The 25735-nt window shown below is 40.8% G+C and carries 26 protein-coding genes and 1 pseudogene; 13 read left to right on the top strand and 14 right to left on the bottom strand.

Features of this window, described 5'->3' with window-relative positions; translation table 11 throughout:
- Positions 1-44 precede the first annotated feature (44 nt).
- Positions 45-617, top strand: coding sequence for an META domain-containing protein (locus AC4CU0_RS10715; RefSeq protein WP_180024146.1), 573 nt, complete (start codon positions 45-47; stop codon positions 615-617).
- A 46-nt stretch (positions 618-663) separates the two neighbouring features.
- Positions 664-819 (top strand): hypothetical protein, encoded by a 156-nt coding sequence (locus AC4CU0_RS10720; RefSeq protein WP_490743124.1) that lies wholly within the window; start codon positions 664-666, stop codon positions 817-819.
- Positions 820-898: 79 nt separating this feature from the next.
- On the opposite strand, the gene gdhA is transcribed toward AC4CU0_RS10720, so the two are convergent.
- Positions 899-2245 (bottom strand): NADP-specific glutamate dehydrogenase, encoded by a 1347-nt coding sequence (gene gdhA / locus AC4CU0_RS10725; protein ID WP_227591817.1) that lies wholly within the window; start codon positions 2243-2245, stop codon positions 899-901.
- Between the two features lie 330 nt (positions 2246-2575).
- Between gdhA and AC4CU0_RS10730 the strand changes: the two genes are divergently transcribed.
- Together AC4CU0_RS10730 and nth are read left to right on the top strand one after the other, a co-directional pair.
- Positions 2576-3370, top strand: coding sequence for an RnfABCDGE type electron transport complex subunit B (locus AC4CU0_RS10730; protein ID WP_490743125.1), 795 nt, complete (start codon positions 2576-2578; stop codon positions 3368-3370).
- A gap of 2 nt (positions 3371-3372) precedes the next feature.
- A complete protein-coding gene (gene nth, locus AC4CU0_RS10735) occupies positions 3373-4062 on the top strand; it encodes an endonuclease III (protein WP_490743126.1) in 690 nt (229 codons plus the stop codon).
- Between the two features lie 56 nt (positions 4063-4118).
- Here the strand turns inward: nth and AC4CU0_RS10740 are convergent, their stop codons facing one another.
- From AC4CU0_RS10740 to AC4CU0_RS10755, 4 genes are all read right to left on the bottom strand, one after another.
- The gene (locus tag AC4CU0_RS10740) at positions 4119-4316 is read right to left on the bottom strand and encodes a hypothetical protein (protein WP_180026662.1); all 198 of its coding nucleotides are present in this window, start codon (positions 4314-4316) and stop codon (positions 4119-4121) included.
- Positions 4317-4402: 86 nt separating this feature from the next.
- Entirely contained in the window at positions 4403-5062 is a 660-nt protein-coding gene (adk, locus tag AC4CU0_RS10745) for an adenylate kinase (protein WP_078189866.1), read from the bottom strand.
- Positions 5063-5146: 84 nt separating this feature from the next.
- The gene (locus tag AC4CU0_RS10750; RefSeq protein ID WP_168378316.1) at positions 5147-6463 is read right to left on the bottom strand and encodes a DUF445 domain-containing protein; all 1317 of its coding nucleotides are present in this window, start codon (positions 6461-6463) and stop codon (positions 5147-5149) included.
- A gap of 64 nt (positions 6464-6527) precedes the next feature.
- On the bottom strand, positions 6528-7046 hold the full coding sequence (locus tag AC4CU0_RS10755) for a hypothetical protein (protein WP_490743127.1): 519 nt from the start codon (positions 7044-7046) through the stop codon (positions 6528-6530).
- A 234-nt stretch (positions 7047-7280) separates the two neighbouring features.
- Between AC4CU0_RS10755 and mrdA the strand changes: the two genes are divergently transcribed.
- Both mrdA and rsmD read left to right on the top strand, forming a co-directional pair.
- Entirely contained in the window at positions 7281-9323 is a 2043-nt protein-coding gene (gene mrdA / locus AC4CU0_RS10760) for a penicillin-binding protein 2 (RefSeq protein ID WP_490743128.1), read from the top strand.
- Positions 9324-9326: 3 nt separating this feature from the next.
- Positions 9327-9878, top strand: coding sequence for a 16S rRNA (guanine(966)-N(2))-methyltransferase RsmD (gene rsmD, locus AC4CU0_RS10765; RefSeq protein ID WP_078189870.1), 552 nt, complete (start codon positions 9327-9329; stop codon positions 9876-9878).
- A 56-nt stretch (positions 9879-9934) separates the two neighbouring features.
- On the opposite strand, the gene AC4CU0_RS10770 is transcribed toward rsmD, so the two are convergent.
- A complete protein-coding gene (locus AC4CU0_RS10770; RefSeq protein WP_490743129.1) occupies positions 9935-10417 on the bottom strand; it encodes a hypothetical protein in 483 nt (160 codons plus the stop codon).
- Positions 10418-10616: 199 nt separating this feature from the next.
- Here AC4CU0_RS10770 and AC4CU0_RS10775 point away from each other — a divergent pair, with 199 nt between their 5' ends.
- Positions 10617-11354, top strand: a complete 738-nt coding sequence (locus AC4CU0_RS10775) for a sulfite exporter TauE/SafE family protein (protein ID WP_180131111.1) — start codon at positions 10617-10619, stop codon at positions 11352-11354.
- 190 nt (positions 11355-11544) lie between these two features.
- The gene (locus AC4CU0_RS10780; protein ID WP_490743130.1) at positions 11545-11874 is read left to right on the top strand and encodes a hypothetical protein; all 330 of its coding nucleotides are present in this window, start codon (positions 11545-11547) and stop codon (positions 11872-11874) included.
- 94 nt (positions 11875-11968) lie between these two features.
- Here the strand turns inward: AC4CU0_RS10780 and AC4CU0_RS10785 are convergent, their stop codons facing one another.
- On the bottom strand, positions 11969-12547 hold the full coding sequence (locus tag AC4CU0_RS10785; RefSeq protein WP_171262613.1) for a 1-acyl-sn-glycerol-3-phosphate acyltransferase: 579 nt from the start codon (positions 12545-12547) through the stop codon (positions 11969-11971).
- A gap of 280 nt (positions 12548-12827) precedes the next feature.
- Here AC4CU0_RS10785 and AC4CU0_RS10790 point away from each other — a divergent pair, with 280 nt between their 5' ends.
- On the top strand, positions 12828-13310 hold the full coding sequence (locus tag AC4CU0_RS10790; protein ID WP_490743131.1) for a copper resistance protein NlpE: 483 nt from the start codon (positions 12828-12830) through the stop codon (positions 13308-13310).
- A gap of 79 nt (positions 13311-13389) precedes the next feature.
- Here AC4CU0_RS10790 and groL read toward each other — a convergent pair whose 3' ends face one another.
- The 4 genes from groL to AC4CU0_RS10810 form a co-directional block, all read right to left on the bottom strand.
- Positions 13390-15024 carry a chaperonin GroEL gene (groL, locus tag AC4CU0_RS10795; RefSeq protein WP_078192965.1) on the bottom strand — a complete coding sequence of 545 codons (1635 nt, stop codon included), beginning with the start codon at positions 15022-15024 and terminating at the stop codon, positions 13390-13392.
- Positions 15025-15084: 60 nt separating this feature from the next.
- Entirely contained in the window at positions 15085-15375 is a 291-nt protein-coding gene (locus tag AC4CU0_RS10800; protein ID WP_078189876.1) for a co-chaperone GroES, read from the bottom strand.
- A 184-nt stretch (positions 15376-15559) separates the two neighbouring features.
- The gene (locus AC4CU0_RS10805; protein ID WP_490743132.1) at positions 15560-16345 is read right to left on the bottom strand and encodes a metallophosphoesterase family protein; all 786 of its coding nucleotides are present in this window, start codon (positions 16343-16345) and stop codon (positions 15560-15562) included.
- The gene (locus tag AC4CU0_RS10810) at positions 16326-17264 is read right to left on the bottom strand and encodes a diacylglycerol/lipid kinase family protein (RefSeq protein WP_490743133.1); all 939 of its coding nucleotides are present in this window, start codon (positions 17262-17264) and stop codon (positions 16326-16328) included. Before AC4CU0_RS10810 ends, AC4CU0_RS10805 begins: the two co-directional genes overlap by 20 nt.
- A 412-nt stretch (positions 17265-17676) precedes the next feature.
- On the opposite strand from AC4CU0_RS10810, the gene AC4CU0_RS10815 reads away from it, so the two are divergent.
- Complete coding sequence (locus AC4CU0_RS10815; protein WP_078189879.1) at positions 17677-19509, top strand: phosphoenolpyruvate carboxykinase (GTP); 1833 nt, start codon at positions 17677-17679, stop codon at positions 19507-19509.
- A gap of 80 nt (positions 19510-19589) precedes the next feature.
- Here AC4CU0_RS10815 and glpD read toward each other — a convergent pair whose 3' ends face one another.
- Positions 19590-21107, bottom strand: coding sequence for a glycerol-3-phosphate dehydrogenase (glpD, locus tag AC4CU0_RS10820; RefSeq protein ID WP_472584939.1), 1518 nt, complete (start codon positions 21105-21107; stop codon positions 19590-19592).
- 354 nt (positions 21108-21461) lie between these two features.
- Here glpD and AC4CU0_RS10825 point away from each other — a divergent pair.
- The 3 genes and pseudogenes from AC4CU0_RS10825 to AC4CU0_RS10835 all read left to right on the top strand — a co-directional run.
- A pseudogene (locus tag AC4CU0_RS10825) lies at positions 21462-21638 on the top strand (alpha-ketoglutarate permease); the annotation flags it as partial.
- Between the two features lie 287 nt (positions 21639-21925).
- The gene (locus AC4CU0_RS10830) at positions 21926-23245 is read left to right on the top strand and encodes an MFS transporter (protein ID WP_078190125.1); all 1320 of its coding nucleotides are present in this window, start codon (positions 21926-21928) and stop codon (positions 23243-23245) included.
- 197 nt (positions 23246-23442) lie between these two features.
- The gene (locus AC4CU0_RS10835) at positions 23443-23871 is read left to right on the top strand and encodes a hypothetical protein (RefSeq protein ID WP_078193296.1); all 429 of its coding nucleotides are present in this window, start codon (positions 23443-23445) and stop codon (positions 23869-23871) included.
- Between the two features lie 64 nt (positions 23872-23935).
- Here the strand turns inward: AC4CU0_RS10835 and AC4CU0_RS10840 are convergent, their stop codons facing one another.
- Positions 23936-24604, bottom strand: a complete 669-nt coding sequence (locus tag AC4CU0_RS10840; protein ID WP_180020683.1) for a class I SAM-dependent methyltransferase — start codon at positions 24602-24604, stop codon at positions 23936-23938.
- Positions 24605-24800: 196 nt separating this feature from the next.
- Positions 24801-25649 carry a bifunctional methylenetetrahydrofolate dehydrogenase/methenyltetrahydrofolate cyclohydrolase FolD gene (folD, locus tag AC4CU0_RS10845; RefSeq protein WP_078192972.1) on the bottom strand — a complete coding sequence of 283 codons (849 nt, stop codon included), beginning with the start codon at positions 25647-25649 and terminating at the stop codon, positions 24801-24803.
- Positions 25650-25735 lie beyond the last annotated feature (86 nt).

Here is a 25735-nt window from a genome sequence, read left to right on the forward strand (position 1 = left end):
CGGTTTTTTTATATCCACAGTACGCTTTAGGATCTAGACTACCGATGAAAAATTTATTGTATTTTAGTATTTTATTCGGATTGTTTGGCTGTCAGAGTAATAGCGTATGGCAACCCAAACTTCAACACGAGACTTTTATCAGCCCAGCTTCAGATCAATTTCATCAAGTTTTACAGCACTATACATGGCAACATAATCCAACTGACAGCCGACAACCCTTTCTCATTAACTTTTCCGCACAACAGCTACACCTTTATGCGGGATGCAATTTAATCTCTAAACATTATCATTTAAATCAACAGCATTTGAAGACTGAATCTTCACAGCTGCAAACACTGATCGGCTGTTCAAAGCAATCAAATAACGATGTGCTGTTCAATCAACTCTTTCGCGATGTAAATCTAAAGCTACTTCAAAAGCAAAATGCCCTGCCTGAATTAATCGTGATGAATAATAATCAACAGACCTATATTTTTAAAGGCATACAGCGAATTGCTAATTTACGTGATTTTGAAGCAGAACAATTAACTCAAAAGACGTGGGTTCTCGTAGAGAATAAGGCTCTACCCGCCCAAATAACTCTCACATTCAACAATGTCCGTATGACATTTTTTTAGAGGCTGTAATCGCATTGGCCGCAATTATGTTGTTGAAAAGCATACTTTGCGTTTTACCGGAGATATAGGGAGTACTCTGACGTTCTGCACACAGTTACATCAGCTAGGGCTTCATATTAAACGTTTGCTCGACCAACCCTTAAATTTTCACTTCAGTGTTATGGATAGCGAAATCCAACTTACCCTGATGAGCACTAATTAACAATTCAATATATTCCAAAACATTAAGCCATAAAAAACCGAGGCAGAAGCCTCGGTTTTCAGTTCAACTTACGGAGAACTTAGTAAACGCCTTGAGCAAGCATTGCGTCAGCAACTTTTACGAAACCTGCAATGTTCGCACCATTTACGTAGTTCACAGTACCATCTTCTTCAGTACCGTATTTCACGCAGTTGCGGTGAATTTCTTTCATGATCGCGTGTAGACGCTCGTCAACTTCTTCGAAAGTCCAACCCAAACGAATTGCGTTTTGAGACATTTCAAGACCAGAAGTTGCAACACCACCCGCATTCGATGCTTTACCTGGTGCATAAAGAATTTTCGCTTCAACGAATTTCTCAACTGCAGCCAAAGTAGATGGCATGTTTGCGCCTTCAGCAACACAGATTACGCCATTAGCAAGAAGAGCTTCAGCATCAGCTTCATCTAATTCATTTTGAGTTGCACATGGCAGCGCGATATCACATTTGATTGACCAAGGGCGTTGACCTTCTAAATATTCAAAACCGTGCTTAGATGCAAATTCAGAAATACGGCCACGCTTAACGTTTTTCAATTCCATTACTTCAGCAAGAAGTTCAGTTGTGAAACCGTCTTTTACGTATACAGTACCTGCTGAGTCTGAAAGTGAAACCACTTTCGCACCCAAGTACATTGCTTTTTCAGCAGCGTATTGTGCAACGTTACCAGAACCCGAAATCGTTACAACTTTATCTTTAAAGCTATCGCCACGAGTTTTTAGCATTTCCTCAGCGAAATACACAGTACCGTAACCTGTTGCTTCAGGACGTGCAAGTGAACCACCGAAAGTTAAACCTTTACCAGTGAACACACATGCTGTGTCGTTGCTTAATTTTTTCATCATACCAGCCATGTAGCCCACTTCACGGCCACCTACACCGATGTCGCCCGCAGGGATGTCAGTGTTAGAACCAAGATGACGGTATAATTCGATCATTAATGCTTGACAGAAACGCATGATTTCGCCTTCAGATTTACCTTTAGGGTCAAAATCTGAACCACCTTTACCACCACCCATAGGAAGTGTAGTTAAGGCATTTTTGAAAGTTTGTTCAAAACCTAAGAATTTAAGAATTGAAAGGTTCACTGATGGGTGGAAACGCATACCACCTTTGAATGGACCAATTGCTGAGTTGTATTGAACACGGAAAGCACGGTTAACTTGAGTTTGACCTTTGTCATCTACCCATGAAACACGGAACTGAATTGCACGCTCAGGCTCAACAAGACGTTCTAGCAAACCGTAGTCAGCATATTGTGGGTTCTTTTCGATGAATGGCCAAAGGCTCGTCATCACTTCTTCAACAGCTTGAAGAAATTCAGGTTGATGTTCATCACGTGTTTTAACGTAGTCTAGGAAGTCGTTAAGGCTGTTATATTTCAACACTTAATCCTCAGCAGATGTATGGATCAAAATTGATCACAATTTTGATCAAAGATATATTTTGGCGCAAAATATTAAATATCTTTTGTAACTAATCAGCAATAGTTTTTTTAAAAAATCTTTAAATTCTTTAAAGAACAGCGATTTAAATTGATTACTCAGATATTTTAGTTATAAATATTATTACTTTTAGGAATATTTTAATGAATTATTTTGCTCATTTATGATGCATCTATAGACCCATTTTTGCGCACAGCAATTCATACTGAAACATGCTAGAATTCAACGTCCTCTTTGGTTTTTCTCTGCCTTCATTTGTACTCGCGACTACCCATGACTTCTGAAATTTCCCTCATCCAACAAATTGATGCCCTATTGCCACAAACTCAATGTGGACTTTGTGGACACCGAGACGGCTGCTTACCCTATGCCAAAGCCATCAGTGAAGGAGAAGAAGCCAATAAATGTATACCCGGTGGTCAACCTGTGGCAGATTCACTAGCAGCGTTATTAAATCGTCCACACTTAACAGCAGAAGCCAGCGTTTGGCCAATCCAAAGTGATGGACGCCCGCAACGGGTTAAAGCTGTGATTCGTGAGGATGAATGTATAGGTTGTACCAAATGTATTAGTGCCTGCCCTGTTGATGCCATTGTTGGCTCAGGCAAATTGATGCATACGGTCTTGACGGATTTATGTACGGGCTGCGAACTCTGCATCCCACCGTGTCCAGTGGATTGTATCGACCTAGTCGAAGAGCTTGATCAAGTGCCATCTGAACCTGTTCGAATCGCAGAACAGAATGATTTACGTCGCCGCTACTATGCACATATTCAGCGTGAGGAAAAGCGCCGAATTCATCGTAAAGGCCCTGTTGTACGCGCAGAAATTGATACGGAACTTTTTGCCCAATTTTCGACCCAGACAGACTCGGTGCCGGTCATTGAAGTCGTAGAAAAACCAACTACGCCAGTCGTGCAGCTCGATGCAAAAACCACCATTGAACTTGCTAAAATTCGAACACAAATTAAGAAATTAGAAAAACAACTGAGTGTTCGAGACGATGCAAAAAAACGTGAGTTACTCCATACGCTCACGCAACAATTAACACAACTGCAAGGGGCTTAATCATGGCTGTTAAAAACATGACTAAGAAGCAAATTCAAACTTTTTTTGAACGCTTACGTGAGCAACGCCCCAACCCGAAAACTGAACTCAATTATAGTAGTCCATTTGAACTTTTAGTGGCTGTTACCCTATCTGCTCAGGCCACAGATGTCAGTGTCAACAAAGCCACAGACAAGCTTTTTCCAGTGGCAAACACTCCTGAAGCTATCTATGCGCTAGGTGTTGACGGTCTGAAGGAATATATCAAAACCATTGGCCTGTATAACTCTAAAGCGGAAAATGTCATCAAAGCCTGCAAGATGCTGATTGATAAGCACAACAGCATCGTTCCGAATAATCGTGCAGATTTGGAAGCCTTACCCGGTGTCGGTCGTAAAACTGCAAATGTGGTGCTGAATACTGCTTTTGGTCAACCAACCATGGCCGTTGATACGCATATTTTTCGTTTAGGTAATCGTACAGGATTGGCTGTCGGCAAAAATGTTTTGGAAGTCGAACACCGACTCGTCAAAGTCATCCCTAAAGAGTTTATCGTCGATTCACATCATTGGCTGATTTTACATGGACGCTATTGTTGTATTGCCCGCAAACCCAAATGCGATGAATGTATCGTGTCTGATGTATGCAATTGGCCTGACCGTTTTGACTTTGGCGCATTAAGACCGATTAAAACCACCCAAATTGAAGATTAATCTCTTCAATTTCAGGCTAGATGAAATTTATAAGAATCAATTGATCGAGTTGATGCTTAATTTTTATCTTGTTCTTTGTTTTTTTTATCAAACTCTTGCTGCAGCTTTGGATGTAAGCGATATTGCTTCGGGTTCAGTTTAGCTTGCTCTGCTTCTTCCACTTGCACCTTACGCAACATTTTAAAGCTGACAAATAATAAGCCCAATAACACCGCCACAGCGATGATGACCATTATAACCAAAGCAAATTTCATAACAGATTCGCCCTAAAAGCCACATAAAAAAAGAGCCCCACTATGCAGTAGGACTCTTTGATTGTCAAAAATTCAAAAAAGCTGAATTATTTAGACTGATCTAAAATCGCGAACAAATCAGTTTGAACTTGATCGATTGGACGAAGACCATTTAATTTGTCATAAGTCGGTGCGTTTTCGCCAGAAGCTGCGCGACCTTGGTAGAAACCAACCAATTGCTCAGTTTCAGCGTGGTAAGAACCTAAACGCTTACGAATTGTTGCTTCTTGGTCATCCGGACGTTGAACAAGGTCTTCACCAGTTTCGTCATCTTTACCTTCCACTTTTGGTGGGTTGTAAACGGTGTGATATACACGACCAGATGCAGGGTGTTGACGACGACCAGATAAACGTTGAACGATTTCTTCGTCAGGTACATCGATTTCAATCACGTGATCGATGCTGATCCCTTCGTTTTCAAGCGCTTCAGCTTGTGGAATCGTACGCGGGAAACCGTCGAAAATGCAGCCGTTGACACAGTCAGGTTGAGCAATGCGTTCTTTTACAAGACCAATAATAAGCTCATCAGATACAAGGCCGCCATTATCCATGACGCTTTTAGCTTGTAGACCTAATTCAGTACCTTCACGAATCGCAGCACGGAGCATATCACCGGTTGAAATTTGTGGGATATCGTAGCGCTTACAGATCAACTGAGCTTGTGTACCTTTACCTGCTCCAGGTGGTCCGAGTAATATAATGCGCATAAAAAAACATCCTCATTTTAAACATTGTATATGACGCTATGTAGTGATCTGAACCCAAGATTCAGATCGTCTTCCAGCATCTAATTATAAGAAAGCCACAAACAAATGTATTGTACCCGCGATAAAACCGGTTACACCACCCAAGACAATTAAAATCCATTCGTCTTCCTGAAATGCAGGACGTAATAGATTTTGAAATTCTTTCGGTGTTAGCTCACGAATACGGTCTCTAAACATTTGAAAGATTTTCTGTGCACGGCTCGCATTAAACGCAGGGTCGCATACAGGCACCATCGTAATTTCAATTGAGCGATCGATCAAGTCTGTCTTGAGTTTTGCGTACTCTTTTGGACCTAAAGACAACTGTAATGAGGTACGAACCAGTGGAGACTCCATAATTTCATTAATATGACGTTTCACAATGCGACGAGTCTTATCTTTCTTCCCGCCATACATCATTTCAGTCATGATAGATTTTAACGTAATTAGGTCTTCTGTGACTACACTTGCGAATACATCCGAAACTTCTTCTTGGCGTTTCATAAACGCCCCTTGAACATTGTACGTTCCAATACGTGGAATCACAGGTTTAATCCAAGGGAATTTACGATCTTTAGTTAATTCAAATAATTGCAAATACTTTACGGGGTGCGGTTCAATGGGATTAAATACCATCCAGATGGCAATCCAGTTGGTCAAAAAGCCCCAGATTGCTGCCCAAAATGGAACCGTCCAATGCCAAGGCACCACAAACCAAACGATCATCTGGAAGATACCAAAGAACATCCCAATCAAGGCACTGATATGCCAAATAAAGTTGATTTCTTTTTGGCCAACTTTAAGAAACATACGCACCATCAAGAGACGATCTGCTTCCATTTGACTCACCACCATTTCACGCATATCAACAAGTGACTCTACGTTCATGGTCAGTTCGGTCACGAGTTCTTTTAAGGTATTTGGTAGCTGTTTGTGTGCTTGGGCATAAATACGACGTTTAATCGAATACGGTAGGTTTTCCCAAAGCACCGCATTTCGGTCTAGCATGACTTCATCAATCAAATGTTCAAGCTCAAAGCCAACTTGTTCACCAATGATGCGCGCCATGTCCTCAGGATCCATTGCATCCAAAAACTCACGCAAGGAACCCAATTTAGACAATGTATTATCCGTAATAATGCCAGAAATACGTCCAGCTTTTCTTGGCACAATCCCCTGCCATCCTACGGGTAATGGACCTAAATGGAATCCCCAGAAAGTAATCGGGTAAAACACCATTTTCAGTGCCATCCAAACGTGTGCCCAGGTAACGAATGCGGTAACGGGGATAATACTCAGCACAGCCCAAAAATCGGGACGTTGCAAAAAGGTTTGCCACAATTCGTTAACGTACTCAAGCATGCATAACTTCCATATTTAATTTTATTCAGTGAGTGCGGTTATAAAATAAAGTTGATTATTTTCACTACAAACCAAAACTTAAAGTATATGAGATTTGTAGTCTCGGTTCGGTTTCCACAATCACATTACCTGATTTGTCTTCTAATTTTTCACCCGCACCCAAGCCTACACTAAACGTACTAATACGCTCGGCACCCAACATCACATAAGCAAGATCGATACCACCACCTAAACGCGCTTCATCTTCACCATCTACTTTCTTGGAGTCGATGTGGCCCGCATAAGCTCCGATATAATAACCATTTTTATCTTTGCCAGTGAAATGAACTGGGTAACGAAAGCCGACTTGCCCACCAGGTGTTTTATCATCGTTCAAGAAAACACCAGCTTTTGCATAGGCAATGCCATATGGGTTTACCCACTCACCATTCACGTGAATAATTTTTTGAGTAAAACCTGCTCCAACATTCCATGGTTGATAACCCTTACCTGTTAACTTTGCCTCAGGTAAAAATGAATTGTCATTGGCATGTGCGATGCTTCCGAGCATCATAAATGCAAGCAATGGATATAATTTATTCATTGTTTTCACAAACTTCCTTAGTATTATTTTTTGGAATATTCCTTTTTTATACGTTTCGACTTTAGCAGAATAATATGAACTGTTATACACAAAGCCCCATATTTTTCATGTCTGCAAAGTCAAAATATAGACTGCAATCACAGCAGAGTCTTTTTTACTTATCAAAAAAATGTCAGTTGCGCTAGAATATGCCTCTTCCGTTATTTTAGCTCTCAGTCTTTAAGTCGATCGCGTATGAAGCAGCATTATCCTTTAAAAAATGTCCAGCAAGAAAAGCGGATTTATCGTAATCGCGTGGTGATTTCGATAGGGATTGTCTCCTTCTTTATGCTGTTGCTTGTGGCACGATATGCATATTTGCAAATCAAAAGTTATGAGACCTTTTCGACTGCTGCCGATCAAAACCGAATTCGATTGCAACCGCTTGCACCTTCTCGTGGTTATATCTATGACCGTAATGGTGTGTTATTAGCGGATAATTATCCGGTTTTCTCAGCAACCATGAGCCGTGCGGATGTTGAAGACATTGATGATACGGTAGAGCGCCTAACGCCTCTGTTAGAACTGACTGATGAAGACATCGAACGTTTCAAAAGTCGAATTAAAACCTCTAAAAAGACTGAACGCGTTTCGATTAAACTGAATTTAAATGAAAATGATATCGCCCGTTTTAGTGAGGTGAAATATCAATTCCCGGGTGTCAATATAGAGACCCAAATGACTCGCTATTATCCACATGGCGAACTGTTTGCCCATGTGATTGGTTATGTAGGTCGTATTAATGACAAAGAACTAAAATCGATTGATAAAGATTTATACGCTGGCTCAAACCTGATCGGTAAAATTGGCGTTGAAAAATCATACGAACAACTTTTACATGGTATGCCGGGGAATGAGTCGGTTGAAGCCGATGCCTTTGGTAATGTGTTACGACATCTAGGTCGTAAAGATCCGATTCGTGGTAATGACTTATATTTATCCCTAGATTATGGACTGCAAATGGTCGCGTCAGAGCAGCTTGCAGGTCGACGTGGTGCAATTGTTGCGATTGACCCACGTACTGGAGAAATTCTTGCTCTCGTTTCTAGTCCAAGTTTTAATCCTAACTTATTTGTTACCGGGATTAGCAGCAAAGATTATTCTGAACTGCGTGATAGCCTCGATCAGCCATTATATAACCGTGCCGTGCAAGGGGCTTATCCACCGGGTTCAACGATTAAGCCAATGTTTGGTCTAGGTGGTATTCATTATGGTCTAGTGGATTGGAGTACTGCCATTTCAGATCCGGGCTATTTCACGCTTCCGGGTGACAGCCATCGTTTCCGTGACCACAAAAAAACTGGTCATGGCTCAGTTAATTTACACAAAGCTCAAGTCATTTCCTGCGATACCTACTTCTATGTCTTGTCCTATCGCATGGGAATTGAAAAAATGAATACTTGGATGCGTCAGTTTGGTTTCGGTGAAAAAACCGGTGTAGATTTACCAAGTGAAAGTACGGGGCTATATCCAAATCCTGAATGGAAGCTCCGCACACGGAAGTCCAACTGGCTTAAAGGTGAAACCATTTCTGTCAGTATTGGTCAAGGTGCATTTACAGCAACACCATTACAACTGGCGATGGCGACTGCTATTACCGCCAATCAAGGCTCTCATGTTACACCTCACGTTTTGCGTGAAAGTAAAGGCGCAAAGGTTCATAAAGTTCATAACGCCCCGAATGGTCGCATTCAATTTAATGGTAAGCCAGATGATTGGATTAAAATGCGTGATGCCATGATTGATGTGGTACAAACAGGGACAGGTCGTGGTATTCGTACCCCAATGTATCAAATAGCAGGTAAAACAGGAACTGCACAGGTTAAAAGTATTGCCCAAGGTAAACGTTATAACGAGTCCTTATTGACAGAGCGTCAACTTGACCATGGTTTATTTGTTGGTTTTGCCCCTGCGGAAAAACCTGAAATTGCCATTGCCGTCGTTTGGGAAAATGGTCGTCACGGTGGTTCTGCTGCTCAAATTGCGAAACCAATGTTTGACTACTGGTTATTAACACGTAAAAAGAATCCAATTCGTCCTGCTAGCCATCAAATTAGCGGTGGTCTCATGACTGCGGGTCTAAAACCAAGTGAGTTGCCAAGTGGCTCGAATATTTTATCAGCCGATCCAAATGCGAGCCCAACTGCACAGCAGAATAATAGTGCAACTCAACAACCGAATAGTGCAAATACAACACCTCGTGCTGCCAGTGCCGCACATGCAACCGATGAGGAATAATTCATGAAAAATCAATTAAGAATCATTGGTGGTGAATGGAAGCGTCGTCAATTGCCTTTTGCCAGTATTGACGGTTTACGCCCCACACCTGACCGTGTCCGCGAGACATTATTTAACTGGCTCATGTGGGATGTTCAAAATGCCAAAGTTCTCGACCTGTGTACAGGTTCAGGTGCTTTGTCGTTTGAAGCACTCTCACGTGGTGCAGCAGAAGCCGTTTTAATTGAACCTGATCGCACCCAAGCGAAGTTTCTCATGGACAATTTAGAACTCTTAAGGGTGAGTAAACAACGTGTGCAACTCAAAAACATGACGGCACAACAAGCCATTCCTAACTTGAAAGATCAATTTGATCTGATTTTCTTAGATCCCCCTTATAGTCTTGATTTATGGCAAGAACTTGCTGAATTGGTCGATCCGTGCATTGCAGACAATGGTTTAATATATATCGAAGCTGACCGTGATCTTGCTCAGTTAAAACTCCCGAGCACTTGGCAGCAAATCAAACAAACCAAAGCTGGAACGGTGCGTGCAGGCTTATATAAAAAGGCTTAATGCAAATACACACAAAAAAGGACGCCAATGCGTCCTTTTTTATTACTTGAAAATCATTAAACCTGTGGTCGAAGTGGACGCTGGCTATTAAATCCACCCGGGGTTTTAGCTTTATCCACGGGCGTCACTTTTGGACGTTGTTGCTGTGGTTTTTGCTGCTGGGGCTTGCTTGTATTGGGTTTAGCTGGCGTCTGAGGCTTTGAGCTTGGACGCTGCACATTTGACGGATGCTGAGATGAAGGTTTCTGTACATTCGGTTTATGCGCATTTGGTTTATATATATCGTCTGGACGGCTATTCGAATTCGGTCGTGGTGAGTTTGGTCGATGTTGCGGGCTATTCACTCGACCATATGAACGGTCATAACGCTGACTTGAGTCATAGCGCTGTCCGTATGAACCACCATATTGACATGAATAACCATATTGATTTGCATAGCCATATCGATTCGATTGGTATCGGCCATCATCAAATGGCGCCACGACACACCCTGTAAATGTAACTGCAACCACAGATAGCAAAGCAACTTGTTTAAGCATGTGTAGCACTCCTCTTTGATGAAGAGCATTTTCACTTATCGAAATGAATTTAATTGGAAGTCTGTGTACATCTGCTGTATTTAAATATTCATGTTCTATTCATGATTTGATGTCCAATTTTGCTACATTTACTCAGTCAGCCACATTTATATAGAAAAATTCACTACAATAGCGCCACGTATTTCAAAGCTGTAATTTAATGACTTGGCTGATTTTTATTCTTGGTGCCATCTTTGCGGGATTCGTACAAGGATTAACAGGGTTTGCATTCGCCCTTATCGCAATGTCATTTTGGGTTTGGATACTCCCCCCGCAAATAGCAGCACCCTTGGTCGTCTGCGCTTCAATTTATAGCCACTTCATTTCATTATCATCAGAACGCAAAAGCATTCCGATCAATAAAAATATCATTTATCCCTATTTAATTGCAGGAATTTTAGGTGTGCCGCTAGGTACCTATTTATTAGACAGCATTAATCCAGATACATTTAAATTGGTTTTGGGCGCTTTTTTAATGTTTTGGTGCCCAATTTTATTTTTTAATCCAAAATTTTCATTCATCCAAAAGACAGGGAAATGGGCGGATTCTAGTATCGGATATATTGCTGGAATCTTGGGTGGTCTTGGAGGCTTTTGTGGTGCATTACCCTCTGCATGGCTCATGCTGAAAAATACACCCAAAGCAGAACAACGCTATATTTTGCGACATTTCAATTTAGCTATTCAGCTCGTCACACTCATTAGCTACCTGCTACAAGGGATCATCCATCGTGAACATCTCCCCTATTTAGCTGTGCTGTTGGTGATTATGGCTTTTCCCGTGATTTTTGGTGCCAAACTTTTTTATCACATTTCAGAACGCCAATTTAAACATATTGTATTAGGACTTTTATTTTCTTCAGGCTGCTTTTTGGTGACAATGAGTATCTTAAGCTGATAACTCAAAACCTAAAGATATTTATCCAAGTCATTCTAGAAAAACCCCTTCTCAGTTAGATATTCACATCTTGTAACAATGACACAGTTCACATTTAAATAAAAATTAGCCAAATGGTAAAAAAGTGATTAATTTTTTTGACGAAAATTAATAGAATATTGCACCTCATAATTTTGCTTAAAATAAAACCATGAAAAAGCTCATCCTGCTTGCAGGTGTGACTCTGCTTAGCGGCTGTATGTTTGGCACGTCCAGCGAAATTAAAAAAGCTGAAAAACTACTCTCACATTTTCAATGCAATAATATTGAAAGTTCACATATGACTCATAGCTCGATTACAAGTTTTCATGAAGAAAAACTGGCATCAAGTAAACAAAAGGTCGTGTCATATATCGACAGCTATAAAGAAGGCGAAAAATTATTTCGTATCCCGCTCATTGATGTAGTTGATCAGCAATACATTATTTATAAGGCGGCATGTCAAAATCTGGGCGGTATCCATCCCGACTTTAATGATTAAAATCAATATAAAAATCTAAACAGAAGAATCTAAATAGAAGAATCTAAACATAAAAAAGGACAGCCGATGCTGTCCTTTTTTTTGGATTGTTGGATTAGTGATAGCGTGTATCGACACTGAATTTTTCAGGAAATTTGGCATGTATTTGCGCGTAAAAATCCATGATTTCAGCCATATCTTTTTCATAATCGCCTGTAGGATAAACAATTTTACCCACCCCAGTCTTTTTCTGCGCATAGTCCATATAGGCTAAAGCAATCGGCACACCCGCTTGCATAGCAACATGGTAAAAACCAGTTTTCCACTTCTCTTGTTTGGCGCGTGTCCCTTCTGGCGTCACCAACATGACCAATTTTGGATGATGCTTGAACAAGTCAGCCATCAGCTCAACCATACTTTGACGAGCTTCACCATCTTGTTTTGGACGTCGATTAATACCAATTCCGCCCATGGCACGTACAAAAGGCCCAAACGGGAATTTCATATAACTGTCTTTAATCGTGATACGAACATTAACCCCTAAAGCTTTCAGGGCAAGGCGTGCATAAAGTGCATCCCAATTACTGGTATGTGGCGCTGCAATCATGACACATTGGTCGATATTTAAATCCCAATGGTTATCAATTTGCCACCCCATTAAGTTCAGACTTTTTTCCGCTGTTTTTTCAAACACAATTTGCACCGACAGTTTTTTCTATGCCACAGAGTTTAACAACGCAAAATAATTATAAAAGCCTATATTGTTCAGTAATCCACCAATTAATATATAAATGTCCTTTAGTGTTCACTTTTAGGTAAATCACCAATATTTCACTATTTACGAATTTTAAAAATCAAATGTCTGTTTTGATGTATTAACCAAACACACAATTGTTAACAGGAATAGGCTATTTTTCTTGCGCAATAAAAGTCACGCTTAGCATTATATTGGGTACATACGGTGTATAAATCTCATGAAAAAACTAATGCTCGCTCTCTATATGGTCAGTGCAACCCTAACGGCATGTTCAAAGACCAGCAATGAATCTGAAACTGCGACACCCCCAGATAATAATGTCATTGCCAATACGGACGCTGCCTCAGAAAGCCCGATTGCCACAGGTGATAACACCGAAAATACACTTGATTGGGCAGGTGAATATAAAGGGATTCTGCCTTGCCATGATTGCAAAGGGATTGAAACTGAGCTTGAACTCAAACTCGATAAAAGCTACGCGCTTAGCCAAGAGTTTTTAGGCAAACCTGCAAACACTGAAAATAAAGTAAAAGGCAGTTTTAAGTTTTTGCCAGATCAACCTGGGATGATTCAACTTGATGCCGAGGGCGACAATCGAATTTACTTTGTAGGTGAAAACTTTATTGAGCTTCGTGGTGATAAAGGTGAAAAACTAGAAATGCCTGAAGTAAATCTTAAACTCACCAAAAAGCTTGATTAGTGTTTTACTCTAACTAGGATTTTTATAAAAAAATCCCCGCAAGTAGCGGGGATTTTTTAGATCGGATGATCAGTATGAATTACATCATACCGCCCATACCACCCATGCCACCCATATCAGGCATAGCAGGTTTGTCTTCTGGGATTTCAGTAATCATACATTCAGTTGTAAGCATAAGACCTGCAACAGATGCAGCATGCTCAAGCGCAGAACGCGTTACTTTAGCTGGGTCAAGAATACCCATTTCAAGCATATCGCCATACTCTGAAGTTGCAGCGTTATAACCGAAGTTACCTTCACCGTTTTTCACAGCATTGATTACAACTGATGGCTCATCACCAGAGTTTGCAACGATTTGACGAAGCGGCGCTTCAATTGCACGACGTAAAATGTTGATACCAACATTTTGGTCATCATTAGCACCAGACACACCTTCAAGTGCTTTTGCAGCACGTACAAGTGCAACACCACCACCTGCTACAACACCTTCTTCAACTGCAGCACGAGTTGCATGAAGTGCATCGTCAACGCGATCTTTCTTCTCTTTCATTTCAACTTCAGTTGCAGCGCCGATTTTGATTACAGCAACACCGCCTGCCAATTTAGCAACGCGTTCTTGAAGTTTTTCTTTGTCGTATTCTGAAGTTGATTCTTCAATTTGAGCACGAATTTGAGTTACACGTTCAGCAATTTGCTCTGCAACACCTGCACCATCAACAATTACTGTGTTTTCCTTAGAAACAGTAACTTTATGAGCTGTACCTAAGTGCTCAAGTGTAGTTTGGTCTAAAGACATACCAACCTCTTCAGAAACTACAGTCGCGCCAGTTAAAATCGCGATGTCTTGAAGCATCGCTTTACGACGATCACCAAAACCAGGTGCTTTAACAGCACAAACTTTGATAATGCCACGCATGTTGTTTACAACAAGAGTTGCAAGTGCTTCACCTTCAACATCTTCAGCAATGATAAGAAGCGGTTTACCTGTTTTAGCAACAGCTTCAAGTACAGCAATTAATTCGCGGATGTTGCTGATTTTTTTATCAACAAGAAGAATGTATGGGTTTTCAAGTTCAGCTGTTAGTGTATCTTGTTTGTTTGCAAAGTACGGGCTGATGTAACCACGGTCAAACTGCATACCCTCTACAACATCTAGAGAATCTTCAAAGCCTGAACCCTCTTCAACTGTAATTACACCCTCTTTACCGACTTTTTCCATTGCTTGAGCAATAAGTTTACCAACAGTGGTATCAGAGTTTGCAGAGATCGAACCTACTTGTTCAATGGCTTTAGAGTCAGAAGCTGGTTTAGCAGTTGCTTTAATTTCAGCTACAACTGCTTTAACCGCGATGTCGATACCGCGTTTAAGATCCATTGGATTCATACCAGCAGTAACTGATTTGATCCCTTCGTTTAGGATTGCTTGAGCAAGTACAGTTGCAGTTGTTGTACCGTCACCCGCGATATCATTGGTTTTTGAAGACACTTCACGAACTAGTTGAGCGCCCATGTTTTCAAACTTGTCTTTTAATGTAATTTCTTTAGCAACAGAAACACCATCTTTAGTGATGTGCGGCGCACCGAAAGAACGGTCGATTACAACGTTACGGCCTTTAGGACCTAAAGTTACTTTTACAGCATCTGCAAGTACGTTTACGCCCGCGATCATTTTTGAACGCGCTGAATCACCAAATTTTACGTCTTTAGCTGACATGGTTTACTCCAAAATTTTTAATATATTTTTCAAATCGAATTCGGTTCGAAAGTTCTGAGATTAGCCTTCAAGTACAGCTAAAATGTCAGACTCTTTCATTACAAGAAGCTCTTCGCCGTCAACTTTAACTTTAGTGCCTGCATAAGCACCAAAAAGCACGTTGTCACCAACTTTAACGTCTAACGCACGAACACCGTTGTCAGTTACTTTGCCGTTACCTACAGCAATGATTTCACCTTGAGCTGGTTGTTCAGCAGCAGAAGTACTCAAGATTAAACCGCCAGCAGTTTTAGTTTCTTTCTCAACACGGCGGATAACGACGTTGTCATGTAAAGGACGAATCTTGCTCATTTCTAACTCCATAGACATTTAAAATGTCATTGATAACGATGTGAAGATGACTTCTTATTTCCTAGGTCATCGACAAAATTTTGATATGACACTTTTGTGGGGATGGAATAAAACGCTTCAAGGGCAAATTCTAAATTTTTTCATCTTTTTGTATTTTTTTTCTTCAAAATTTAAATTTAAATGGTTAAAGCTCATCTAAAACATGAGTGCTGAGATTTTCTTCAAATATTTTTAACTTTGAATGATAAAAATAATGTCGCACATTCATCTGCTCATCGATGACATTAAAACTGTTGGCAAGGTTCTCATGTAGGCGATATGACGTCGCTGTGCCTGCATGAATATCCCAAACTGGATGATCAACACCTAAAGCATAAATTTGATTGAGGTCATAGCTGGCTGGAACATGTAAATGTCCATGCAATAAACCATTCAAACCGTGTTGACTCCATTGCTCGAGTGCCAAATGCCCTTGAACAGGACAATCTTTCACACCATGTGGGTCATTGGGCGGTGTATAAAAAGGTTGATGCGCTATGATTAATTTCACTTTATTGGGAGGCGCATGTTTAAGTAACTCGTCGACATGATGTATTTGCTCGAGCGATACATGCCCTCGCGTATGGTAACGACGACGAATACTATTGATCCCAATTAAATAAAAATGTTCGGTTTCCAGTACATTTTCCATGGCACCAAAAAAAAGTTGATAACGTGCGAAAGGACTAAAAACACGGTTCCATAAATGATACAGCGGAATATCATGATTCCCTGGAACAACGATATAAGGCAGCTTTAAGCTTTCTAAAAATTGCTTACATGCATAAAACTGACGATAGCGCGCACGTTGGGTTAAGTCTCCACTGGCAACCACGGCTTCGATACGATTTTCACGACAAAATTGCTGAATCGCGCGCATACACTCTGGCTTTTCAGTGCCAAAATGCAGATCAGACAGATGCAGTATCATGTGGCACCCGTATCTTTAAGGCTTGTTTTTGCACTCGAATTTTAAGCGGCGGTTTCATTTCTACAATCTCACCATCCACAGCAACGGTCATTTTTTTTCGTTGAGTATGTATCGTGACTTCATTAGCGGCAAAACTATACACATCTGGCGCATTGTCGATATTGCCACGGATCAACTGCCATAAAATTTTAAATAAAGTTTTCTTATCACTTTTTGCGACCACCACACCTGCAACTTTACCTGCTGCTGCATCTTTAGCAATTTGCAAATTTAAATCGGCCAATTGCAATTGGTTATTACCAAAAAAGATCAAAGGCGTTTTGACTGGATAAATATGATGATCAACTTCTATTTCCAATTTCAACTCTTTACGATCTCGAATCAGCACATCCAAACCTGAGGTATAAGCATGCAATGGGAAACGACCAAACTTTTGATTATAAAACTCTCTTTTTTGTATAAATAAAGGATACAAGCCCAAACTGGCATTGTTTAAATAGATATGTTCATTGATTTGCGCCACATGTACCTGTCGATTATTGCCTATCGCAATGACCTGTGCTGCTTGAATTAAATCGAGAGGAATATTGAGTACGCGCGCCACATAATTAAATGTGCCTAAAGGTAAGATCCCCATTGGAATATCGGTATGCATCAACCGATGAGCAACTGCATTTAAGGTTCCATCACCACCTGCAGCAACGACAACGCCCAAATTATCAGGGTCTTGATGGCGCGCAAACACCTTGCTCATTAAAGTATCAAAACTCGCTTCCTGCCCAAGCTCAAATGACTGTATTTCGAAATTATGATCGGATAATATCCGCACAAGCTCCTCGTAGACTTCATCTTTATTTGCAGCATGAAATCCTGATTTTTTATTATAGATAATAGATAAAGGCTTGGCTTGTTTAATCACTTTTTATACATCTTGGCCGCTTAGTATTGTATTTTGTCGAATTTAACAGCAAATAATAGCGCCTTTATGTAAAAATCGAATTACCACCATTTATTTAATCAATAATAATTCTCAAATATCAATTGAATGCAACTTTTTGTTTTTATTAAAAATAAATATATAAAATATTGTCCATCACATTAATAAATAAAGTTAAAATTCGCCATAAAATCTATTAAGTTATTGTATTTTATTTATATTTAACTTAAAAAGCATTAACTACCAAAAAAAATCTACCACTTCTTTAGTCTTATTTTTTTTATGATTTTATGCTTTAATACAGCCACTTTTTTTCATCTTTTATCTGCATGATGTAACCCATGATGCAGATTATACTTTGTACGGTTAGTACATTTTTGAGATAGGCCTCACCATGACCCAAGTGAACGCACCAGAATTCGTTCGTCACCCTAAGCTAATTGCTTGGGTGGAAGAAATTGCCAAATTAACCAAACCAGCAAAAATCGAATGGTGTGACGGTAGCGCAGAAGAATATCAACGTTATATCGACTTGATGATCGCTAACGGCACTATGCAAGAACTTAACCAAGAAAAACATCCTGGTTCTTACCTTGCTAATTCTGATCCTTCTGACGTTGCTCGTGTTGAAGGTCGTACTTACATCTGTTCTGAAAAACAAGAAGATGCAGGCGCAACAAACAACTGGGAAGCTCCAGCTGAAATGCGTGCTCGTCTGAATGGTTTATTTGACGGTTCAATGAAAGGCCGTACTTTGTACGTAGTTCCTTTCTCTATGGGTCCTTTAGGTTCTCATATTGCTCACATCGGTATCGAACTTACTGATTCTCCTTACGTTGCTGTAAGTATGTCTAAAATGGCTCGTATGGGTAAAGCTGTTTATGACGTACTTGGTACTGACGGTGACTTCATTCCTTGCGTACACACTGTTGGTGCTCCGCTTGAAGAAGGTCAAAAAGACGTTGCTTGGCCTTGCAACCCTGAAAAATACATCGTTCATTACCCAGAAACTCGTGAAATCTGGTCTTACGGTTCTGGTTACGGCGGTAACGCATTGTTGGGTAAAAAATGCCTAGCTTTACGTATTGCATCTTCTATGGGTCGTCAACAAGGTTGGTTAGCTGAACACATGCTAATCCTTGGCGTGACTAACCCACAAGGCGAAAAACACTACATCGCAGCTGCATTCCCTTCTGCGTGTGGTAAAACAAACTTCGCGATGTTGATTCCACCAGCGGGTTACGAAGGTTGGAAAATTGAAACTGTAGGTGACGATATTGCTTGGATCAAACCAGGTGAAGATGGTCGCTTATACGCAATCAACCCTGAAGCTGGTTTCTTCGGTGTAGCACCTGGTACAAACACCAAGACTAACCCGAACTGTATGGCAACACTTCACAAAGACGTGATCTATACCAACGTTGCTGTAACTGACAACGGTGAAGTATGGTGGGAAGGTCTTTCTAAAGAAGCACCTGCTAACCTAACTAACTGGAAAGGTCAGCCACACGTTGCTGGTGAAAAAGCTGCGCATCCAAACGCTCGTTTCACAGTTTCAGCTGGTCAATGTCCTTCTATTGATGCTGACTGGGAAAATCCAGCAGGTGTTCCGATTTCTGCGTTCATCTTCGGTGGTCGTCGTGCAGACACAGTGCCTCTAATTTCAGAAGCATTTGACTGGGTTGACGGTGTTTACAAAGCTGCAACTATGGGCTCTGAAACAACTGCTGCTGCTGTTGGTCAACAAGGTATCGTTCGTCGTGACCCATTCGCAATGCTTCCATTCGCGGGTTACAACATGGCTGACTACTTCTCTCACTGGTTAGAGCTTGGTGAACAAGTTGCTGCTAAAGCTGAAGCTGCTGGCAACAAACTTCCTGGTATCTACAACGTGAACTGGTTCCGTCGTGATGCTGAAGGCAACTTCGTATGGCCAGGTTTCGGTCAAAACATGCGTGTTCTTGAGTGGATCATTGACCGTTGTGAAGGTCGTGCAACTGCTGTTGAAACTCCAATTGGCCGCGTACCGACTTACGAACAATTGAACTGGACTGGTTCAGACTTCACTAAAGAACAATTTGATCTTGTAACTTCACAAGACAAAGAACAGTGGATCAAAGAACTTGAAAGCCACACTGAATTGTTCAACAAACTTGGTGACCGTTTACCAAAAGCACTTAAAGCACGTCAAGACGAGCTTTTAGAAGCTGTAAAAAAATCTGCTTAATCCGCCTTTAATTTCCCTCTTTTAAAAGAGGGATTAAGGGAGATTTAAAAGACCGCCTTGTGCGGTCTTTTTTATATCAACTAAGCCACATCTTGAGCTTTTTGCTTTATTCGTATTGCCATTAAGTATTCATCCAAAGCATCAACTTCAGCTGCGCTGAATTGCAAATATAACTTTGTCCGTCTTTGCAAAATATCTTCAGAACTTCTCGCCCACTCATGTTCGACCAAATAATCCACTTCTTGAGCATACAAGCCATGTCCAAAGTTTTGCCCCAATTCATCAATCGAAGTTAAATGATTCAGCAAAATCCAGACACGTGTTCCATAAGCATGTGCCCAACGACTAGCTAAGCTGCTCGAAACCCCTCGCACTTTTTGTTGGATTTCAACCATCAACTGCTCTACCGATTCTAAATTTTCCGCACCAGGCAATGTTGCATCAGCAGTCCACGCTTTGGATCGATGATGAAAAACAGTTTTAAGCTGATCTAGCGCCGCTTCTGCGAGTTTTCGATAGGTGGTGAGCTTGCCACCAAAAATTGATAGCAATGCTGCACCTTCTACATCTGTCAGTGCCAAAGTATAATCTCGCGTGACTGCTGCTGGATTATCTGATTCATCATCACACAGCGGACGCACACCTGAATAGGTTGAAATGATGTCCGTTTGCGTCAATTGAGTTTTAAAGTGATCATTTGACACATCAAGCAAGTAATCGATTTCTTCTTGGCTTATCTTTACTCGATTTGGGTCTGCTTGATATTCACGATCTGTCGTGCCGATCAGGGTATATTGTTCTAAATAAGGAATCGCAAAGACAATGCGATGATCATCATTTTGCATAATAAAAGCTTTATCACCGTCAAAGAGCTTTGGCACAATAATATGGCTACCCTGTATCAGCCGTATACCATAAGGTGACTCTTGCTTTAACCCCTGTTTTATAAAGTCAGCAACCCAAGGACCTGCCGCATTCACCAATACTTTAGCCTGCACATTTTGCAAACCCTTGGCATTTTTTAAACATACCTGCCAAATACCCCCCTTACTATATGCATTTAAACATTCTGTTCGAGTCAGAATCTGTGCACCATGTTCTCGTGCTTGTATCGCATTCAGTACAACCAAACGTGCGTCATCTACTGCACAATCGGAATATTCGAACCCTCGGGTAAATTTGGATGCTAAAGGACTAGCTTCCACATCAAATTCAATACCATTTGAGCCTGAAAGCTGTTCTCGCTTACCCAAATAATCATAAAAGAATAATCCAGTCCGAATCAGCCAAGCCGGACGTAAGTGCGGTTCATGTGGCATGATAAAACGCATCGGTTGAATAATATGAGGGGCTTTTTTAAGGAGAACTTCGCGTTCTGCCAGTGCTTCACGTACCAAACGAAATTCTTTATGTTCCAAATAGCGCAGACCACCATGAATTAATTTGCTACTTGCAGATGAAGTGTGGCTCGCGAGATCGTCTTTTTCACAGAGCAAAACACTTAAACCCCGCCCCGCTGCATCACAGGCAATACCAACACCATTTATTCCACCACCAATGACCACCATGTCATATATTGATTGTTGTTGTGTATTCATCGCTCCCTCCCGCTATGTCTTTTTATTCAACAATGCTTCGTTTTCTTTGCTTTATTATTTTTCTCATTGATCATGCTTTTTTGATCAAGTACCTATTTTGATCAAGATATCTGTACGCTGAGTTTTTTATATCCTTCAATAAATGAGAAGTTATATTTTAAATGTACGTTTAAAAGCTTGCTGGCTCAAGCATGAAATCAATCATTTTAAAGTCAGAACCTATATTCAAAGCAAACATAATTACAAGCAGTTGATTTGTATTTTTTTCAACCTAATCTTTTTTAAAATTTTATTTCAAGCTTTTATATATTGCATGTTCAGCTGCAGAAGCCTTCAGTTTTGATGTACCCCGTTTATGCACTTGCAAATACCATCTTTGGTGGTACGGCAGAATTCTTTGCGCTAAGTTTTAAAGAAGCTGGTCACGAGTCTTGGTTCTTCATCTATGTGACCATCATGATTTTTATTTCGCTATTGGTCTACGTCTTTATGAAAGAGACCAAACACCATTCCAAAATTCAGGAGCATTGATCAGGTTCATTTGATGATGACTTATTGATCAAGCTGATCAAAAACAGCATGTTTTTCCAATCAAAGCCTCAATCGATGAGGCTTTGTTGTTTTCATTTAGTCGTGAAAAATGTATCTGGCCAAAAATATCGCATTTTATAGACTAAAGTCGCATGATTTTCTGCGACAACAGGAGTATAAATTAAATAAATATAGTTCCATCTCCCATTTCGACAAAATATATTGATTTAAACTTTTCCCAAAGAGTTTAAATGGATATGTTTTGCATTCATTCCTTGGAGAATGATGTGTCAAACTCATCTGAGCCAGTTGTTCCTGAACAATTGGATAGAAAAACTCGTGTCAAATCTATCCTCGGCGGATCTGCCGGCAACCTCGTTGAATGGTACGACTGGTATGTCTACGCTGCTTTTACCCTTTACTTTGCACCGCAATTTTTCCCTGACGGTGACAATACTGTAAAACTCTTACAAGCAGCTGCAGTCTTTGCACTCGGTTTCTTAATGCGTCCAATCGGCGCATGGGTCATGGGTATTTATGCGGACCGTAAAGGTCGTAAAGCAGGTTTGACGCTGTCTGTATCGTTGATGTGTGTCGGCTCACTGATGATCGCATGTGCGCCAACCTACGATTCTGTAGGGATGCTCGCACCCGCTATTCTACTTTTAGCGCGTTTACTCCAAGGCTTAAGTGTCGGCGGTGAATATGGCTCTAGTGCGACCTATTTGACTGAAATGGCAGGTAAAAACCACCGCGGTTTCTTCTCAAGTTTCCAATATGTCACACTGATTTCAGGTCAGCTATTGGCTCTTTGCGTTTTAATTATCCTACAACGCAATTTCTCAGAACAAGCTTTAACTGAATGGGGCTGGCGTGTTCCGTTCTTCATCGGTGCGTTGCTCGCTATAGTGGTGTTCTGGATTCGTCGCGGTTTAGTTGAAACTCAATCCTCTAAAGAAGCTCAAGAACAAGCTAAAAATGGTGGTCCAAAATCAGGTGCTTTAGCGTTATTTACCAAATACCCTAAACAAGCCTTTACTGTGATCATGTTGACTGCCGGTGGTACTTTAGCGTTCAACACCTTTACCACTTATTTACAAAAGTATTTGGTCAACACATCTGGCTTTGAAAAAACCACAGCTACTGAAATTACCACGGCTGCAATTTTCATCTTCATGCTTTTACAACCTGCTGTCGGTGCACTTTCAGACAAAATTGGTCGTAAGCCAATTATGATCGCCTTTGGTGTGCTTGGTGTGCTGTTTACCATTCCTATTTTCAATGGTATCGGTTCTACGACTAGCCCAACCACAGCATTTATGCTTTGCATGAGCGGTATGGTAATTGTCACTGGTTATACTGCGATTAATGCTGTAGTAAAAGCAGAGTTGTTCCCTGCACACATCCGTGCCCTAGGTGTTGCATTGCCTTATGCCATTGCAAATACACTCTTTGGTGGTACCGCAGAACTTGTAGCTTTGAGCTTCAAAAATGCAGGCCATGAAAACTACTTCTTCTACTACATTACATTCATGATTGGTTTATCTTTAATTACCTATGTCTTCATGAAAGATACGAAAAAACATAGCATGATCACTGACGATTAATTCGCTCAGCCCTGCTATTACACTTAAGCTCATCAAAGCCTATTTTGATGAGCTTTTTTTATATCAATTTCCATCTACTCATCGTTTCGGCTGCATCAAAGATTTAATCAAACTTCTTTTGCTTTCTTGGTTTTCCCATCGAGTCGACAGACGGACTATGGCATACTGAGCATACAAATACACACGGCGAATGAATGATGAAAAATATTTACAAAGTTTTAAGTTTGGGTATTGTTGCAATGTCGATGGCTGCTTGCCAAAGCACTCCACGTGCTTTTAATGGTCAAACAGGCTTTCAAATAGAGTCCAAATCTGCAGATAGCGCAACACTTGCATATACTTTAGCGGGTCGCCAAAACCAACAACTGGATGCCAATAAATTACAACGTGCTTGCCAAAAAGTATTAAATACGCAAAAGACCTATAAATTACAAATCTTAAGCGTGAACGAAATTGCAAATCCTGCTTTGGAAAATACCCAGTACGGCCGTCAAATTGGTAATACACGTGCGAACTTTGGACTGTCAAACACCCCAGACCTACGTAACTCTGAAAACTTAGGCGCACGTGATGCACTCGATGCTCGCCCTGCAACCTTACGTGTGGTTCGCTATACCTGTTCTTAATAAAATATGTTATTCAAAAGACAAAAAAAAGACGCTTTGAGCGTCTTTTTTATGAGTTCAATAATTATAGGGTTTTATAAAAACTCACATTTCGAAACTCAGGTGATTCATCCAAATCAGGCCATGTCGTCGCGCTTCGTTCATCGAGTTTTTCATATTTAGGATGACTAAAGTTTTTCACACGACTGTCTGCCACCCACACTTCTGGAGCAAACTTTAAAAATTCATCCAAAAAGAAACGGTTGCATTGGTCATATAGCACATCGGCAGCCAATAAAATATCGACTTGTTCGGCTTTATACAGATCATCCAAATATTCGAGTTCGACATTATTCAGCTCTGCATTGGCACGGCAGGCATCTAGGCTCACTTGGTCGATGTCACAGCAGATCACGCGTTTCGCCCCTGCCATTTTTGCTGCAATCGCCACCACACCTGAACCTGCACCAAAGTCCAACACCACTTTATCTTTGACATGATGGGGTTCAGCCAACAACCACTGCGCCATTGCAAGCCCTGAAGCCCAACAAAAAATCCAATACGGCGTATCATTCCATATACGACGAATGACTTCATTATCCAATTTATCGGTTGGAAATACCGGTGGGATCAACCATAAAGAAATCGGGGTTTCAGGCAACTGTTGAGCATGTAATTCACAATGTGGAATGACTTCATGCAGTGCTTTAAGTAAATGTTCAGGGGCTTTGGGAAATTGGAAAGTACAGCTCATTAGAATTTTATTTTTCGAATATGCAGAGTTTTAGTGTCATAAAAGCCTAAATTAAGATCGGAAGTTCCCTCTCCTGAGCAAAATTTAAAGCACTGCTTTTAAATTGAAGCGCAAGAGAGGGTTAGGGAGAGGATTATTTATAAAAAGCACCCTCATCCTAGCCTTCTCCCAGAGGGAGAAGGAAAAACCGACAACATTAACCTAAAGCTTTTTCAGCAGCTTCAACAGTTTGACGAATCAACGTTGTAATGGTCATAGGGCCTACACCACCCGGAACAGGTGTATACGCAGAAGCAACTTCTTCAATACCCACCAATTGGATATCACCTACACCGCCGCCATCACGTGGATGGAAGCCAGCGTCAACAACCACTGCACCTGGTTTGATCCAATCTTTTTGAATCAATTCAGCTTTACCTACCGCACCCACAATAATGTCAGCTTGTTTAACAAAGTCAGCCAAGTTTTGAGTACGTGAGTGGCAAGTAGTCACTGTTGCATTTGCTTCAAGCAGCATCGCAGACATTGGTTTACCCAAAATTGCAGAACGACCCACAACAACCGCATGTTTCCCTGCGATTTCAATGTTGTTTTCTTTTAAAATGGTCATGATGCCTGCAGGAGTCGCTGAACCATATGCTGCTTCACCCATTGCCATACGACCAAAACCTAAGCAAGTTACGCCATCTACGTCTTTTTCAAGTGAGATCGCATCGAAACAAGCACGCTCATCAATTTGAGCCGGTACTGGGTGTTGTAACAAAATACCGTGAACATCAGGGTTTGCATTCAATTTTTCAATTTCAGCAAGCAATTGCTCAGTTGTAGTTTCTTTAGGAAGCTCAACTTTTAATGAATCCATACCAACTCGGCGGCAAGCATTCCCTTTCATACGTACATAAGTTGCAGATGCACCATCGTCACCTACCAAAATAGTCGCAAGAATTGGGGTACGACCAGTTTTCTCTTTTAGCGCTTCTACGCGAGTCAACAAGTCAGCTTCAATTTTCTTCGCCAATGCACGACCATCTAAAACTAATGCCACGGCACTTCTCCAAGTGATGATATGAATCAATTTTGCACATAATACATGATTATTTTAAATTTTTTACCTTGTATGCTGCTTTTATG

The organism is Acinetobacter sp. LipI_15 (assembly GCF_058242865.1).

What these genes read in the sequence shown, in the direction of transcription:
- AC4CU0_RS10740 (WP_180026662.1), bottom strand. Translation starts at nt 4,316, where the DNA reads ATGAAATTTGCTTTGGTTATAATGGTCATCATCGCTGTGGCGGTGTTA.
- AC4CU0_RS10780 (WP_490743130.1), top strand. Translation starts at nt 11,545, where the DNA reads ATGAAAAAGCTCATCCTGCTTGCAGGTGTGACTCTGCTTAGCGGCTGT.
- AC4CU0_RS10750 (WP_168378316.1), bottom strand. Translation starts at nt 6,463, where the DNA reads ATGCTTGAGTACGTTAACGAATTGTGGCAAACCTTTTTGCAACGTCCC.
- rsmD (WP_078189870.1), top strand. Translation starts at nt 9,327, where the DNA reads ATGAAAAATCAATTAAGAATCATTGGTGGTGAATGGAAGCGTCGTCAA.
- AC4CU0_RS10840 (WP_180020683.1), bottom strand. Translation starts at nt 24,604, where the DNA reads ATGAGCTGTACTTTCCAATTTCCCAAAGCCCCTGAACATTTACTTAAA.
- mrdA (WP_490743128.1), top strand. Translation starts at nt 7,281, where the DNA reads ATGAAGCAGCATTATCCTTTAAAAAATGTCCAGCAAGAAAAGCGGATT.
- AC4CU0_RS10755 (WP_490743127.1), bottom strand. Translation starts at nt 7,046, where the DNA reads ATGAATAAATTATATCCATTGCTTGCATTTATGATGCTCGGAAGCATC.
- glpD (WP_472584939.1), bottom strand. Translation starts at nt 21,107, where the DNA reads ATGAATACACAACAACAATCAATATATGACATGGTGGTCATTGGTGGT.
- groL (WP_078192965.1), bottom strand. Translation starts at nt 15,024, where the DNA reads ATGTCAGCTAAAGACGTAAAATTTGGTGATTCAGCGCGTTCAAAAATG.
- nth (WP_490743126.1), top strand. Translation starts at nt 3,373, where the DNA reads ATGGCTGTTAAAAACATGACTAAGAAGCAAATTCAAACTTTTTTTGAA.
- AC4CU0_RS10790 (WP_490743131.1), top strand. Translation starts at nt 12,828, where the DNA reads ATGAAAAAACTAATGCTCGCTCTCTATATGGTCAGTGCAACCCTAACG.
- AC4CU0_RS10805 (WP_490743132.1), bottom strand. Translation starts at nt 16,345, where the DNA reads ATGATACTGCATCTGTCTGATCTGCATTTTGGCACTGAAAAGCCAGAG.
- AC4CU0_RS10715 (WP_180024146.1), top strand. Translation starts at nt 45, where the DNA reads ATGAAAAATTTATTGTATTTTAGTATTTTATTCGGATTGTTTGGCTGT.
- AC4CU0_RS10770 (WP_490743129.1), bottom strand. Translation starts at nt 10,417, where the DNA reads ATGCTTAAACAAGTTGCTTTGCTATCTGTGGTTGCAGTTACATTTACA.
- AC4CU0_RS10815 (WP_078189879.1), top strand. Translation starts at nt 17,677, where the DNA reads ATGACCCAAGTGAACGCACCAGAATTCGTTCGTCACCCTAAGCTAATT.
- adk (WP_078189866.1), bottom strand. Translation starts at nt 5,062, where the DNA reads ATGCGCATTATATTACTCGGACCACCTGGAGCAGGTAAAGGTACACAA.
- AC4CU0_RS10835 (WP_078193296.1), top strand. Translation starts at nt 23,443, where the DNA reads ATGAAAAATATTTACAAAGTTTTAAGTTTGGGTATTGTTGCAATGTCG.
- AC4CU0_RS10730 (WP_490743125.1), top strand. Translation starts at nt 2,576, where the DNA reads ATGACTTCTGAAATTTCCCTCATCCAACAAATTGATGCCCTATTGCCA.
- AC4CU0_RS10775 (WP_180131111.1), top strand. Translation starts at nt 10,617, where the DNA reads ATGACTTGGCTGATTTTTATTCTTGGTGCCATCTTTGCGGGATTCGTA.
- AC4CU0_RS10800 (WP_078189876.1), bottom strand. Translation starts at nt 15,375, where the DNA reads ATGAGCAAGATTCGTCCTTTACATGACAACGTCGTTATCCGCCGTGTT.